General features: G+C 31.0%; 13 protein-coding genes. 10 read left to right on the top strand and 3 right to left on the bottom strand.

Annotated elements, in window-relative coordinates; translation table 11 throughout:
* Nucleotides 1-17: 17 nt before the first annotated feature.
* The 9 genes from SST111_RS12520 (at nucleotide 18) to SST111_RS00405 (ending at nucleotide 9,785) form a co-directional block, all read left to right on the top strand.
* Entirely contained in the window at nucleotides 18-632 is a 615-nt protein-coding gene (locus SST111_RS12520; RefSeq protein ID WP_099809638.1) for a CatB-related O-acetyltransferase, read from the top strand.
* 17 nt (nucleotides 633-649) lie between these two features.
* Nucleotides 650-1,579: a glycosyltransferase gene (locus tag SST111_RS00445; RefSeq protein ID WP_099809637.1), complete on the top strand. Its 930-nt coding sequence runs from the start codon at nucleotides 650-652 to the stop codon at nucleotides 1,577-1,579.
* The gene (locus tag SST111_RS00440; protein ID WP_180274002.1) at nucleotides 1,572-3,029 is read left to right on the top strand and encodes a flippase; all 1,458 of its coding nucleotides are present in this window, start codon (nucleotides 1,572-1,574) and stop codon (nucleotides 3,027-3,029) included. The genes SST111_RS00445 and SST111_RS00440 overlap by 8 nt, the downstream gene beginning before the upstream one ends.
* A gap of 10 nt (nucleotides 3,030-3,039) precedes the next feature.
* Entirely contained in the window at nucleotides 3,040-4,302 is a 1,263-nt protein-coding gene (locus SST111_RS00435) for a nucleotide sugar dehydrogenase (protein WP_099809635.1), read from the top strand.
* A gap of 212 nt (nucleotides 4,303-4,514) precedes the next feature.
* Nucleotides 4,515-6,050: a Rib/alpha-like domain-containing protein gene (locus SST111_RS00430; protein ID WP_099809634.1), complete on the top strand. Its 1,536-nt coding sequence runs from the start codon at nucleotides 4,515-4,517 to the stop codon at nucleotides 6,048-6,050.
* Nucleotides 6,051-6,374: 324 nt separating this feature from the next.
* Nucleotides 6,375-6,560: a hypothetical protein gene (locus tag SST111_RS00425; RefSeq protein WP_099809633.1), complete on the top strand. Its 186-nt coding sequence runs from the start codon at nucleotides 6,375-6,377 to the stop codon at nucleotides 6,558-6,560.
* A gap of 266 nt (nucleotides 6,561-6,826) precedes the next feature.
* A complete protein-coding gene (locus tag SST111_RS00415) occupies nucleotides 6,827-7,570 on the top strand; it encodes a hypothetical protein (protein WP_099809632.1) in 744 nt (247 codons plus the stop codon).
* Nucleotides 7,571-7,840: 270 nt separating this feature from the next.
* Nucleotides 7,841-8,959: an AAA family ATPase gene (locus SST111_RS00410; RefSeq protein ID WP_099809631.1), complete on the top strand. Its 1,119-nt coding sequence runs from the start codon at nucleotides 7,841-7,843 to the stop codon at nucleotides 8,957-8,959.
* Nucleotides 8,952-9,785, top strand: a complete 834-nt coding sequence (locus SST111_RS00405) for a hypothetical protein (protein ID WP_099809630.1) — start codon at nucleotides 8,952-8,954, stop codon at nucleotides 9,783-9,785. Before SST111_RS00410 ends, SST111_RS00405 begins: the two co-directional genes overlap by 8 nt.
* Before the next feature lie 349 nt (nucleotides 9,786-10,134).
* On the opposite strand, the gene SST111_RS00400 is transcribed toward SST111_RS00405, so the two are convergent.
* From SST111_RS00400 to SST111_RS00390, 3 genes are read right to left on the bottom strand one after another with little or no spacing between them, the layout of a single operon-like run.
* The gene (locus SST111_RS00400) at nucleotides 10,135-10,809 is read right to left on the bottom strand and encodes a hypothetical protein (protein ID WP_142350739.1); all 675 of its coding nucleotides are present in this window, start codon (nucleotides 10,807-10,809) and stop codon (nucleotides 10,135-10,137) included.
* Nucleotides 10,810-10,826: 17 nt separating this feature from the next.
* The gene (locus tag SST111_RS00395; RefSeq protein ID WP_099809628.1) at nucleotides 10,827-11,474 is read right to left on the bottom strand and encodes a hypothetical protein; all 648 of its coding nucleotides are present in this window, start codon (nucleotides 11,472-11,474) and stop codon (nucleotides 10,827-10,829) included.
* Nucleotides 11,475-11,488: 14 nt separating this feature from the next.
* Nucleotides 11,489-12,997: a YobI family P-loop NTPase gene (locus tag SST111_RS00390; protein WP_099809627.1), complete on the bottom strand. Its 1,509-nt coding sequence runs from the start codon at nucleotides 12,995-12,997 to the stop codon at nucleotides 11,489-11,491.
* Nucleotides 12,998-13,430: 433 nt separating this feature from the next.
* Between SST111_RS00390 and glf the strand changes: the two genes are divergently transcribed.
* A complete protein-coding gene (glf, locus tag SST111_RS00385) occupies nucleotides 13,431-14,543 on the top strand; it encodes a UDP-galactopyranose mutase (protein WP_099809626.1) in 1,113 nt (370 codons plus the stop codon).
* Nucleotides 14,544-14,782 lie beyond the last annotated feature (239 nt).

The following is a 14,782-nucleotide window of genomic DNA, read 5'->3' as shown; positions in this document are numbered from 1 at the left end:
ATTGAGGAATAAAATTTATGAATATTAAAAGACTCATTAAATTGTTAAAATTTAGAAAAAAGTGGAAAGCTTTAAATCTCCATAATAGTACATATGCAAAAAATTTATTTAATGAAAAAATTGTTCACGTTGGAAATAAAACATATGGCCCTATTGAAGTATACTCGGATGTTCCCACAGTATCCTTAAAAATTGGGAATTTTTGTTCAATTGGACCAGAAACTATTTTTATTTTAGGTAAAGATCATCCTTTAAGTCTAATATCTACATATCCATTTAAATACAATATCTTACAAAATATCGAATTCGAATCAACTTCAAAAGGAGATATAATTGTTGGTGACGATGTTTGGTTTGGCTATCGTTCTATTGTACTATCAGGTGTTGAAATCGGACAAGGCGCAGTTATTGCAGCTGGGGCTGTAGTTACAAAAGATGTCCCTCCGTATGCAATTGTAGGTGGCAATCCAGCTAGAGTTTTGAAATATAGATTTTCAGAAAATGTTATTGATCAATTATTGAAGTTTGATTTTTCATCAATTTCTGAGGACGATATTCTTAAATATGAATCATTGTTTTACACTGAGCTAAATGATAAAAATGTAGAGGAAATAATTAAAAATTTTAAGTAAGGTAAGTTAATATTTTTATGGAATATTTGATTAGTTTAGTTATACCAACTAATGGAGTTGTTGAATGGGTTTTTCCTGTTCTCAATAGTATATATTGTCAGTCTATTGACGAAAATTTATTTGAAGTTATTGTAGTTGATAATGGAAGTAATACTGAATTTGAGAGATTAATGATTAAGTTTGCAAAAAATCATAATAATTTAATTTATAAAAAAACGACTGCAACACTATTTCAAAATCAAATTGAAGGTTTTCGACTATCATCAGGTAAATTTATAAAATTTTTAAATCATCGTACTGTTTTAATTGAGGGTTCATTGTCAAATCTAATTAATTTTGTAGAAAAAAATAAAATAGAGAGACCTATTACGTATTTCTTAAATAATACCTCTGAAATTTCTACACCAGAAAATTACTTAAGTAGTTTTGATAGTTTTATATATGGTCTAGGAAAATATTCGTCTTGGTCAGGAGGAGTTTCTTGTTGGCGTGAAGATTTAGATGATATTTTAGGGCAAGCAGAGCTTAATTCATATGATTTATTCCCGCATTTAATTTTTGTCTTCTATTTTAAAAAAGAAAGAAGATATCAAATTGATAATTCAACACTTTGGCGTGAAATTCCTACTTCTAGTATAAAAAAAGGAAAGTATGATGTATTTTACGCTTTTGGAGTACAATTTGTGAAAGCAATTAATAAACTTTATTTACAAAATAGAATCTCAAGTAAAACTAGAGAATTTGTTTTGAATGAGAATGAAAAGTTTGTAGCTCAACTTTATTTGACACATATTATTTTGAAGAAGCCGTGTTCTTACGATCTTTCAACTTCCAAAGATTCACTAAATTATTATTATGAATTAAAAAAAATTCAAAAATTAGCAATAATAAGATTAATATGTCGTTTAAAATCAAAAATTTTTCGAGGAGGTAATGATAGTGGCTGAGAAGAATTATAAAAAAAATGTTGTTTACAATATTATTAAATCTTGTTCTACAATCATTTTTCCTCTAATCACTTTCCCCTATATATCTAGAGTTCTAAATGCTGATAATATTGGAAAAATCAATTTTAGTAGTTCAATTGTAAGTTATTTTGCTTTAATCGCTTCCATTGGTATTACAACTTATGCAGTTAGAGAAGTTTCTTACTATAAAAACGATCAGAAGAATTTTTCTCAAGTAGCTAGCGAGATATATTCTATCAATATAATTACGACGATAATTTCATACTCTTTTTTAATAATCACTTTATTATTATTTTCGAATTTGGAAAAATATAGATCTTTAATAATTATTCAAAGTTTCACAATTGTTCTAACAACGATTGGAGCAGATTGGTTGAATACTGCATTAGAGGACTTTAGATATATAACAATTAGAACATTTTTTTTCCAATTATTAGCTTTAATTCTAATGTTTATTTTTGTACATAATCCAGATGATTATTTAAATTATGCAATTATAATGGTTATTTCTTCAAGTGGTGGAAATATTGCTAATTTTTTTTATAGGAAAAGGTTTTGTCAAATTAAATTTACAAAGAATTTAAATTTAGCTAAGCATTTATTTCCGATTATTACTTTATTTGGGATGATATTAGCTCAGCAAATCTTTGTAAATTCAGATACCACAATAATTGGTTTTATAAGAGGTGATTATGAAGTTGGATTATACTCAACTTCTGTTAAAATATATACAATAGCGAGCACTGTTTTATCATCAATTGTTTGGGTTGTATTGCCTAAGTTATCTGCTTCATTTAAAAATTCTGATTATAGTAGTATTAATTCAACTATGAAATTTGTAACAGGATTTACATCAAGTATTGGAATTCCAATTGTTATCGGAATATTTTTTCTTAGTTCTGAAATAATTTATGTTATCGCAGGTGAAGATTATTTACCAGCATCGAATTCACTTAAGGTTTTAGCATTTTCGTTACTATTCTCTCTTTTTTGGGGGATTGTAATGAATATGTTGTTATTGCCGGAAGGGAAGGAGAAAATTTGTCTGATTGCTTGTTCTATCAGTGCTGTTTTTAATATAATTTTTAATTTTTTACTAATTCCTAAATTTGGATTTATTGCCGCAGCATATACAACAGCTTTTTCACAATTGGTTGGTTTACTGATATGTATTCCATTTATTAACAAAAATATCAAGTTTTATTATTCGAAAAATTTTGTTTTTAGTATTTTATTTGGATCACTTTCTATTATTGTAGTTATTTCTTTATTAAAGATGGTTATCTTGGATAAAATATTATTACTTTTAACTTCAGTTGTACTAACTATTATTGTATATTTTGTAACTCAATTAGTACTGAGGAACTATTGGGTAATTGATATATATCAATCATTTGTAAATAGAATAAATAATTTTTTAAGTAGATAGATTTGGAGATATGAAAGTGAATAATTTAAAACATAAAATTGCCGTTGCAGGAACAGGTTATGTTGGTCTTTCTATCGCTGTCTTATTAGCACAGCATCATCAAGTTACCGCTGTAGATATTATCCAAGAAAAAGTTGATTTAATTAACGGTAAGAAGTCTCCGATTCAGGATGATTATATAGAGAAATATCTTGCGGAAATGGACTTGAATTTAGTAGCAACACTTGATGCAGAAAAAGCCTACAAAGAGGCAGAAATTGTTGTAATTGCTGCTCCAACTAACTATGATAGTGCTAAGAACTACTTTGACACTAGTCATGTGGAATCAGTTATACAAACAGTATTATCAATCAATCCTCAGGCCTTAATGGTTATCAAATCAACGATTCCTGTTGGTTTTACTCAATCTATGCGCGAAAAATTTGGTACGGAAAATATTATTTTTAGTCCTGAATTTCTGAGAGAGTCAAAAGCACTTTATGATAATCTTTATCCATCACGGATTATTGTATCTTGTGAAGATGGTGCACCAGCTTCGGTTGCAGAAGGTTCGAAGTTATTTGCTTCTCTTCTACAAGAGGGAGCTCTGAAGAAAGATATAGAAGTGTTGCACATGGGGTCTACAGAAGCTGAAGCAGTTAAGCTTTTTGCCAATACTTATTTGGCCTTGCGTGTTTCTTACTTCAATGAATTAGATACCTATGCGGAGTTAAAAGGACTAAATACAGAATCGATTATCAAGGGTGTTGGCTTAGATCCACGTATTGGTGACCACTACAATAACCCCTCTTTTGGTTATGGTGGTTACTGTCTGCCAAAAGACACCAAGCAGTTATTGGCAAATTACAATGATGTTCCGCAGAATATGATGACGGCCATTGTTGAAGCCAATAAAACAAGGAAAGATTTCATTGCCGATCAGGTGCTGAAAATGGCTGGTTATTATGATTACTCTGAACATGATAGCTACTCTCGTCAGCAAGAAAAAGAAATTACTGTTGGTGTTTACCGTTTAACGATGAAGAGCAACTCGGATAACTTTAGACAGAGTTCCATTCAAGGTGTCATGAAACGATTGAAAGCCAAAGGTGCAAAAGTTATTATTTTTGAACCAACTCTAGAGGACGCTTCAACCTTCTTTGGTTCTAAAATTGTCAATGATTTGAAGAAGTTCAAGTCTCAATGTCAAGCCATTGTAGCCAATCGTTATGATAGTTCTTTGGACGATGTGCGGGATAAGGTTTATACACGAGATATTTTTAGAAGAGATTAGATGCTGATAATTAGTTAACGAATTTCGACTTGAGTATCGATGCTTTATGAACTACCGGTATGCTGTAAACGGATCATTTGTTTATTTCTTGTATTTGTTTCGTTGAACATTTGGTTTCGAGTATGTAAAATTAACCTATTACCATGATGATATTTTTTGAAGTTGTTATTAAAGCAGATTACTGATAATAATCTGAAAAAGGAGCAATAAGGATGAATAATAAATCTTTGCGAGATGAAGTTAATGAATTGCTTGTTAATTATAGTGATAAGATTACAGTAGCAATTAAGGATAGCTTTTTTCTTGATGTTGAGGAGCTGATGAGAAATAGCTTTATCAGTAAGGAATCGTTTCTAGAATCACTTCAAAGATTGGTACAAGACATTATTGGACATTTGAATTCCCAAAGTCAATCGAATAATAAATCGAAGAATATTATATACGACACTTACAAAAATGGTCATGAACAAAGTTTGAATGGCCATAGATTTAATTTTGACTTTTACTACAATCCAAAGGAGAATAAACTGGTCTTTATTCACTTTGATAAATTAATACCTGCTGAGAAAGTAGCTAAGAAAAGAGATTTTTTCATATCGTTAATTGTAATAGCGACTATTTTTGCAATCCATGCATTTAATATTTTCATTAACAATTATACGCTAAATATGAAGTCGGTCATCATTAGTCTGATATTACCGCTCCTCAATTTAATTCTATTTTTTGTAGTAAAGTGTAGAGATAATAAAAATGTGGATAAAGCAATTTGGGTGAACAAAAATTCAATTGATCTATTTAGGAAGTGGTTCAGAAGTCGGCAGTTTTCTGAATGGACTAAGTGGTATTATTTTATTAGCTGGTTAAATTTGTGGATATTTTGCATGATATTATTGGTATTGATTATACCTATTGGAAAAGATGCTCTAACAGGCTTGCTTATTTCCTTTTTCATCTTGAGTTCAGTAGTTGCTCTGATTGGATATTCCGTTAACTACTTGCTAAAAATGGTGAATTTGAATTATTGGAACACTATTTTGCTTACTTTAATATTGTTCTTGATAGGCTTTTTTAGCAAAGATAATTGGGTATTTGTAGCACTGATTTTTGTTATAGTCAATCAAATATTATCGAAGGACATAGTCTATCTTTCAAATAATTTCACGGTAGATGAGCAACAAAGTATAGAAAAGAAATTGATTACAAATAGAGGACATAGTAATGAAATAAAAATGAAATTCCAGGTTAATATAGCAATTGTAATTGTTTATTTGATTATTATCATTATTAATGACTCAAAATTATTAAAGCCTTTTCTAACGTACATTAGTCCTCAAATCCCTTTACCAGATTTGTTGATTACAGGTATAGAACGGATAGTACTGATGGTATTTTTACTAACCATCCTTAAGAGTTCTATCAACTGGATTGCAAACATAAGAAGAGAAATTTTAGGTAAAATTCAAATACTATTTAATCATACTTCAGAAAAATTATATGGTGAGTTAAAAAATTCAGAGCCCATTTTTAGAGAGAGTATTACGCTTTTTCATGATGAAGAGATAAAACCCGAGGAGGTAATTGAAAATTTTCAGGATTTACCATTGGGAGTAAAAGTGATTTGGTCGGTTCGACCAGATTGGACTTCTAATCAGACTGAATGTACTGCAGAAATTGTAGTCATATATGCAGATAGAAGTTATATGAAGCATAGTGTACATTTGAAGAAAATGGCATTAGATGAGACATAGTTGAGTTTGTGTGATTGATCTTTAAAAATAATTTCATTTATTGATTACTATTTTTTACCCTTAGTCAATAGGCAAACAATGACAGCATATGATTGCACTTGCTCGTTTAATGAAGGTAGTTGATTTAGATTCTATTTGTTTTGTTTACTTAATAACTGCCCAAAGACGGAGTACATAGAAAACGTTCCGAAGTAAATTATACTCTGTAACGTTTTTTTAGTATATTAGATATAACTGTGAAGGTAACCGCCCCATAACAAAGTACCTACCCAATCACTCCCTCCTCCTGTATACTGTTAGAAAAACAAAACTGGAGGATTTATTATGTCACACCCCATTGTCCCATTGACTGTTCCCCAATCTCGCCGCGTTGAGAAGAAAGGCAGAAACGATATTCTGATGAAAATTCGTCTCGGAAAAGTGGAAGTCACATTCTTTCACTCTATCAACCCAAAAATATTAGAAACAATCTTGGATAAGGTACTGCACTATGACCATCCGACTCAGTGATTTAGGTCAAGGATACTTGGTCTGCGGGAAAACAGACATACATCAAGGGTTTGATTCTCTCTTACCTTGTTACAAGTCCATTCAACCAAAGTACTTTTCTATTGATTTTAAAGTAAATATCATAAAGTTCCATCGTCACCAAAACTCATTTGTTATATGTGGTAGGGAGACGCACGCGTATGAATTGAATAGGATTTGAGTTAGTGCTTGACATAGATATATATCTTTGATAGCATGAGGATGTTAATATTCTATGAGGTGTTGAAATGAAAAGGTTTTTAATTGCTGTTGTTATTTATACGTTTAGTTTGGCGATTGGCTTAGTTTCTGTATCATGGCTAGTTTCAGATGTTTTTAGGACATTGTTTACCCTATTATTTACTAGTTTACTGGATATTAAGCTTTTTAAGCCTCTATTAAATTATAATGGTATTGAGACATTCAATCATGATAAAATAGAGAAACGTGTTACATTTATAAAATTTTTCTATTTTATGCAGGCTATTTATGGTATCTTTATTAATGCTTTGTTCCCAAAGTTTGCTAAATACTATAGTGGACTACTTTTACTTGAATTGAAAATCGATACAAATCCGTGGCTTTTTATTATTGCTGTGTTTGGACCTATTTTGGCTCTTCTTGTTGGTTATGGTTGGATATTCATTTTATCGAAATCGGAACCTTCAAAAGAATCAAAAATTAAATCAACTTTTCAATTCGCATATACTAATACTGACGTACGTACTAGTGGACTTAACAAAATATGCAGCACAACAGCATTAGAGTCATTGGTACAATATTATGAGCAAATAAAAGGTAGTAATTTCTTTTCAGAATGGGATGACAAGGGAGTTAGAATATTCCAAAACGCTCAAAATGTTTTCTTGGTAGAAATTAAGCAGGAATTGATTTCTTCTGATTTTAAAAAAATAGAACTCATTGATAGTTTTTTAGTTGAATTTGAAAATGAAAAAGTAAATAAAATTCAACGCTTAGATACTGTTTGTTAATTGTAGTGAGTTGTTATCAGCTAACACTTAGAAAAAGACTATTGTAGGCTCATTGAAAAAGTCGGCACTTTGTCAACCGCAATGGGTAGATGGCAGCAAATATTTAGAGAGGACCTCTTGGTCTTCTTCCAAAATGCATGTAGCTAGAAATCAGCTACATGCATTTTCTTTATCTTCATTTGTACAAGGTTCTTATGGTTTCGTTGACATTATCATATAAATCTAGTATGATTAAATTGGTGTAAAAAAATTACACTAAAGGAGTAAGCTATGATTAAATCATTCAAAGTTAAAGGATTTAGAAACTTCAAAAATGAACTACATTTCAATTTAACAGCAGGAAATTATGAATATAATTTAGAAGGTGTTGAAAACGGAATTATTAAAAATTCATTGATTTATGGTGATAATGCAAGTGGTAAAACGAATCTAGGTTTAGCACTTATGGATATTGTTTCTCATTTGACAGACAAGCATATCAGAGCTGAGGAGTATGATAGGCATTATTTGAATTTGGATTCTAATGAAGATAGTGCTGAGTTTGAATACGTATTTCAATTTGGACAGGATGAATTAAAGTACACATATAAAAAAGCGGGTTTTCGTAAATTAGTTGAGGAAAAATTATTCATCAATAATGAGGTGATTATTGATGCTGATTTAGATACTGACAATATTATTGTAAATTTACAAGGAACAGAGAACTTAATTTTTGATTTTTCTATTAGTGATTTGTCTATTGTAAAATATATTCGCTCTAATTCTGCATTAAAATCAGAAACAGATATAAATTCAAAACTGTTTCTTAAAATGATGAAGTTTGTCAATAATATGCTTTCCTTCGATTCTTTAGATGGAAACCGATATAGGGGATATAAGACTGGAGCTGAAAATATTGCATCTTCCATTATAGAGTCTGGCAATCTGAAAAACTACAATTCTTTTTTAAGAGATCTTGGAATTGATTATGATTTAATTGAAAAGGATGTTGATGGTGAAAAGCGTATTTATGCTAAATTTAGTTCAGGAAAGACAGCTGATTTTCAAGGGCTCATGTCCAAAGGTACACGTTCATTGACCCTATTCTTTTACTGGTACTTATCATTTGAAAAGGGAGTACAATTTGTTTTTATGGATGAATTTGATGCTTATTTTCACAATGATGTGTCAAGAAAAGTTATTAAAAAATTAATTGAAAACCCTAATATACAAACAATTATTACTTCACATAATACAACAAATATGTCTAATAATTTATTGCGACCAGATTGTTACTACATCATTGATAGTAACGAAATTTCAAATTTAACAAATCGTACTGATATGATTATTAGAAAAACCCAAAATATAGAAAAAATGTATCGAACAGGATTTTTTAATAATGGTTAAAAAGATTTTGTTTATAACTGAAGGAAAAAATCCAGATAGAAATTTAGTTAGGTCAGTTTGTAAATTTCAGAATAACATCCAGAAAAATCCCATAATTGAATATGAAATAACTATTTATTCTACTAATATCTATGTTCTATATCAAGATCTCATAAAATATCAGTTTGTACAAATTGTAGATCTTATTAGGGAAAAAGAAGGGGAAAAATTCCCATATTCAAGTGAGGATTTTTCCTTAATCTATCTTTTCTTTGATTTAGACATGCACCACCATACTCCTGAGTCAGATTTCTTTGAAATAAAAAGTCAACTTGAAAGTATGTTTGATACATTTGATGATGAGACGGAGAATGGTAAACTATTTTTAAGTTATCCAATGGCGGAAGCGAATCAATATTTCCATGAAAAATTTATTACTGACCAAAGTGTTTCTTTCTACACATTTCCAATTTTTTCGCCAGTACACTTTAAAGATGTATGTAAGAGTTTTATTCGTAAGAATGGTGCAATTCAGACTAGAATGTTAGATTCCTTTCTTATATGGAATTATTTAATTGATTATACAAGTCACATATTAAAATTTTTAGGGATTGATATTGAGTCTATGGATGCTTCGATAGACTCCAAGGAAGTATTTATTAATCAGTTTAATAAATTTATCAACCAACCAACCTCGGAAGTAATATTACTCAGTGCCTTTCCTCAGTATTTATTACACGTTTATGGAATCCAAAAATTATTAGAGGAGAATCAAATTAAAATATTGCAGGAAGGCTTAACAGAAAATGTTATCTCTATTCTAGATACTGAAGAAGACATTTGTTAATATTCCTTGAGCTCTATAAGTATATCTGAAAGTAGTATCATTCTGAGTCTTTTGTAAACGGCAAAACGATACGATTTTGATTCGGAAAAGTTAAGAAAGCACATAAATAGAAAAAGGTTCCAGAGTCGACAGGACTTTGGAGCCTTTTTCAATCAATAATAGTTGTCAACTCTTGTTGCTTTTGAGGATCAGATAAGTACTGTAGCTTGTTTTTTAGAATATATTTATATCTTTCCATTTTGTCTGTAGGGATATTTTCGATGTTAATTCTGATGAGATTTTCGTATTGTAACTGGTTTGCAGTGTGCTTTGTGAGTTCACGATTGGATGAAATGAGATCAATGATGTTTTAGATTTTAATAGTTTGTTGGTATTCAAGTATAGTATTTTTTACATCTTGGTTTTCAATCCTGTCTAATGGGATAGTTAAAACTTGATTTGTATGTATCACGGATAATATTTTTTTTACATTATTCGATGAGGGTGTAATTTCATTTAATTTTGCAATGAGATCAGGCATATAGATTCGCTCTCTCACCGCTTGTAAAAATTGTTCTTTTTCCTTATCGCTATTTAATGGAATAGGACATTCTTCCAAAAGGATACTCCAAGCAAGATTAATATCTGATAATCGAATGATATAGCTTTGATTATCACTACCTTCTAGTAAATTGTAAAGCATTAGTAGATTATCTATATTTGCTGTGATGGGGGTGATTGTTGCAACAGTACCCACTAGGTCATCAAAATCAAATTTACTTGATTCTATATAGACTTCCACAATTTCATGTAGATAGTTCCTATATATTTCTTTACTAGCTTCAAACTGCAAGTAATCAATAAGATTATTAATTTCTAAGATTTTAGGGAAATCATGCGAAATTGGAAAATAGTCATTGTCCTTTAATTCATAATAGATCTCAGTAGTGTTAAACATTGCTAATAAATTGTTTTTATTAATGTGAATCAATCTATTTTTTACTAGTTTAGAGAAAAAGTAATATTTATCCGGTTCAAATGGCATGCTTGCAGCAAATAAATCTAAACTGTCGGTAATATTTTTGATGGGCTGATTGTTGATATATATTTTTTGGAAACCCAATCAATAGAGGAGTTCAGTTCCTCTAGGCTATCAAATAGATCGTTAAAGTCGTCATCACCAACAAGATAGAGTAATAATTTTGTTGATGGATCTGTTGTATTTTGTAATAGTTCTGAATTTCTATAATATATCCAGCTTTTTAACTGGAGAAATGCTGGTGAATCAAGTATACTAATTTCGTCATCATTCTGGCTAAGATTTTTCAATATGATAAAATAAGCATTTCTTAAATGAATATTGACTCTGCCATCTTCTTTTGAAAGTACGATATCTTTAAAGTAGTTGTGTATTTTTCCTATATTTTGAATGTCGTCATCATATAGCATACCTTCCAAGTAATTATACATACTGTCATTGAAAAAAGCATCGCTCCCAAGATACTTCTTGTTTAGTCTTGCTAAAACTTCGCGAGGGTTATCTATTTTTCGATGAACCTTTAGTTCATCCTGAATGTTTCCAGCATATATATTTCGTATATAATCTCGGTCATTTATAGATAAACCTTTGCCACTGTATCTGATAAGATAGTCATTATAGGAGTTATCTATCAATTTGTTTTTAGTTATGTAATTTAGTAGGTTATTCATTTTATTGCCTCGATTTATTTGTTAAGTTCTTCAAAAAGTTTACCTGAATTCTTTGTTAACATATTAAAATCTTCCATTTCTATGTGTTTATAGATAATGAGCGAAAGTAGTTTCTTATTATCGAGATGTTTTTTATCATGTTGATTGATATCGTCTGGATAAGGAATCTGGTGGATGCGTTTATAAATGTTATATTCATTTACAATATTTTTTAAGACTCTAAAATCATCAATAAATAATGAGATTTCATATAAGAAATCATCGAATTCCGCATCAAATTCAGGAGGATTATTTTCAAGCATTGTACTCAAGTATTCATAAGCATTGGAAGAATTGAATACAGGAACTATTGGAATAATGAAATCGAAAAATTTTGTTTTTTCTGTAATTGGAGAGTGATGTTTTATTCTTCCAGTGTTTAATGGGTGAACAACTGTATGAAGTTCTTCATTCATATCTTCTTGTTTATCTGTATTACCTAGAAAGACATTGTCACCGATTAAGTAGAAAAATACTATTTTGTTCTTTTTGCGTTCTTTTCGTTTGTAGTTTACGATGGTGTTGATTTCTCTCAGCTTTTCAAATATAGAGTGGTCACTATACCTATCAAGGTCTTCAAATATAACAACCTCAGCACCAGAATAATCAAACATATATATAACATCTGATAAAAAATGATCAAAATAGGAGATGGAAGTTAGGTCAGTTTGTTCGAGATTAATTGTAGTACCTAAAGTACTGACAGAAAATTTAGCAAATAGTTTACCAGAGTTTATTAGTTGGATTGACTGATACATAAATCTAACCAGAAGAAATAGTGTTGTAATGGAGATTCCAATTAGAAACAAATCAAGCACATCTATTTTTGGCGGGAAGTTATATAAAGTATAAGTAATTTTATCTTCCATTATTGGGAGAATATATTTTAGATAAATAATAAAAAAGAGGATTGAGAGTGCAGCTATCCAACTCATAAATGGATGAGTATTTTTCTTCGAGATGATGTTTGCTTTTGGAATTCTCTGAGGGTTAATTTGATGTGCTAGCTGATTGACTATCTTCATTTCAAGGATATTGTCAATAGTATTGTTCTTCGATTCTTGTTGACTATTCAGTTGGTTGCCAGCTAAAGTTGAAAAATGAGCCAAAGAGATAAAGATTGGTTTAAATTTTTTCTGATTTTTTCCTGAAAAATAGCTTTGAATGATGGAACTTTTTCCAGTACCAAAGTTTCCGCTTATACATACATTTTGAATAGATGGGTCTTTAAAGGCGTAGTCAATCATTTCGCAGTAACTACTATAATAATTACTTTCTATTGTGTCTTCCCCTTGTTTGAGATAAATATTATAATCTAATGGAGACAAATTTTCGAATTTCTTTTTTTCGTTATCAATAGTCGATAGATATGAATGACCATCAAATGCTACTTGATTTTCCAGTTTATTGTTCATTTTGGATAGTTGCTGTAATTTTTTTCTGATTCCTGCGAATTTGTTTGGGAAGTTACTATGAATTTGCATATACACCTTTCTTAAATATCAATAATATTCAATTTATTCTAGCAAATATTTTAGTATACAACAATCGAAATCTTTCTTTCAAAAGGAATGGTATGTCCAGTTGATTGGAAAGATTGCTGAAATTGGTACTTTTTTTGATTGGGGCTGTTCGTCTGAAAAATGCATGTCTTTTCTACCTTATGTTAAACAAAATAAGGTATTTTTGTAAATTATTCTGATACAATTCGTCATCATTTAATAGACATTGGAAAAAATCCTTTTACCATGCTAGAATATTATTAGGAACTTCAGGAATGGGAGAGAACTCGACAGGTCTTCCCTTGCTTACGTAAATCAGATACATAATAAGTGACTTATTCATTTCGAGAGAGTGCGAAATGGGAGATTAAGTACCAGTGAGAATGAAGAAATTTTAGGAGAAAACAAAAAATATATGAAACATTACGACTACTTAGTTGTTGGTGCAGGGCTGTTCGGTGCGGTCTTTGCTCATGAGGCAGCTAAAAAGGGTAAAAAAATAAAGGTTATCGAAAAACGAGACCACATTGCAGGTAACATCTATACCAAAGAAGTAGAAGGTATCCAAGTTCATGAGTATGGTGCACATATCTTTCATACTTCCGAAAAAGAAATTTGGGATTATGTGAATCAGTTTGCGGAGTTCAACCGCTACACAAACACACCAGTCGCTAACTACAAGGGTGAGATTTACAATCTTCCATTCAACATGAATACCTTTAACAAGCTGTGGGGTGTGGTGACACCTGCAGAAGCTGAGGAAAAAATTGCTGAACAGCGTGCTGTCTTGGGTGGTAAAACACCTGAGAACTTGGAAGAGCAAGCCATCTCACTAGTTGGTACAGACATCTATGAAAAATTGATCAAGTCCTACACCGAGAAACAATGGGAAAAGCCGTGTACGGAGTTACCTGCCTTCATCATCCGTCGCTTGCCTGTTCGTTTGACTTATGATAATAACTACTTTAACGATACTTATCAAGGTATTCCAATCGGCGGTTACACGCAGATTGTTGAAAAAATGTTGGATCATGAAAATATCGATGTAGAGACAAATGTTGATTTCTTTGCCAATAAGGAAGACTATTTAGCTACCTATCCGAAGATTGTCTTTACAGGAATGATTGACGAGTTTTTTGATTACCAACTTGGTGAATTGGAATATCGTAGCCTTCGATTTGAGACAGAAGTGTTGGATATGGAAAACTATCAAGGGAACGCGGTTGTCAACTATACAGATAGCGAGACACCCTATACTCGAATCATCGAACACAAACATTTCGAATTCGGTACACAAGATAAAACCATAATTACTCGTGAGTATTCGAAGACCTGGAAACGAGGCGATGAGCCATACTATCCAGTCAATAATGATCGCAACAACAAACTCTATACGACCTACAAGCGCCTTGCAGAGCAGCAAGAAAATGTTATTTTTGGTGGGCGTCTTGGTCATTATCGTTACTACGATATGCACCAGGTTATCGGTGCGGCCTTGCAATGTGTGAGAAATGAAGTTGGGGAATGATTTTGAGAAGTCATCAAGGTAGTAATTGATTCTTGGCAGAAGTTGATACTCTTCAAAAATCAAAATTATCCGTTGTCAACTTGCCTTGATGAACTCCAGTTCTATCTTCGACTTCGTTTCCTAGGCTACTTTTGATTTTCGTTGAGTATGAAATGCTCTCAAAATATTAGTCATAACCACCCGTGAAAACGGGTGGCTTGTACACCGGCTATAAGCCGTTTCTCTCCAGCGACGTCTAA

This window comes from Streptococcus suis YS161 (genome assembly GCF_002760245.1).
In the GTDB taxonomy this organism is placed as follows: Bacteria; Bacillota; Bacilli; order Lactobacillales; family Streptococcaceae; genus Streptococcus; species Streptococcus suis_I.
This window is presented reverse-complemented; position numbering and strand designations above follow the sequence as displayed.

Coding starts and splice junctions, on each gene's coding strand:
- SST111_RS12520 (WP_099809638.1), top strand. CDS start 18: ATGAATATTAAAAGACTCATTAAATTGTTAAAATTTAGAAAAAAGTGG.
- SST111_RS00445 (WP_099809637.1), top strand. CDS start 650: ATGGAATATTTGATTAGTTTAGTTATACCAACTAATGGAGTTGTTGAA.
- SST111_RS00435 (WP_099809635.1), top strand. CDS start 3,040: ATGAAAGTGAATAATTTAAAACATAAAATTGCCGTTGCAGGAACAGGT.
- SST111_RS00430 (WP_099809634.1), top strand. CDS start 4,515: ATGAATAATAAATCTTTGCGAGATGAAGTTAATGAATTGCTTGTTAAT.
- SST111_RS00425 (WP_099809633.1), top strand. CDS start 6,375: ATGTCACACCCCATTGTCCCATTGACTGTTCCCCAATCTCGCCGCGTT.
- SST111_RS00415 (WP_099809632.1), top strand. CDS start 6,827: ATGAAAAGGTTTTTAATTGCTGTTGTTATTTATACGTTTAGTTTGGCG.
- SST111_RS00410 (WP_099809631.1), top strand. CDS start 7,841: ATGATTAAATCATTCAAAGTTAAAGGATTTAGAAACTTCAAAAATGAA.
- SST111_RS00405 (WP_099809630.1), top strand. CDS start 8,952: ATGGTTAAAAAGATTTTGTTTATAACTGAAGGAAAAAATCCAGATAGA.
- SST111_RS00400 (WP_142350739.1), bottom strand. CDS start 10,809: ATGCCATTTGAACCGGATAAATATTACTTTTTCTCTAAACTAGTAAAA.
- SST111_RS00395 (WP_099809628.1), bottom strand. CDS start 11,474: ATGAATAACCTACTAAATTACATAACTAAAAACAAATTGATAGATAAC.
- SST111_RS00390 (WP_099809627.1), bottom strand. CDS start 12,997: ATGCAAATTCATAGTAACTTCCCAAACAAATTCGCAGGAATCAGAAAA.
- glf (WP_099809626.1), top strand. CDS start 13,431: ATGAAACATTACGACTACTTAGTTGTTGGTGCAGGGCTGTTCGGTGCG.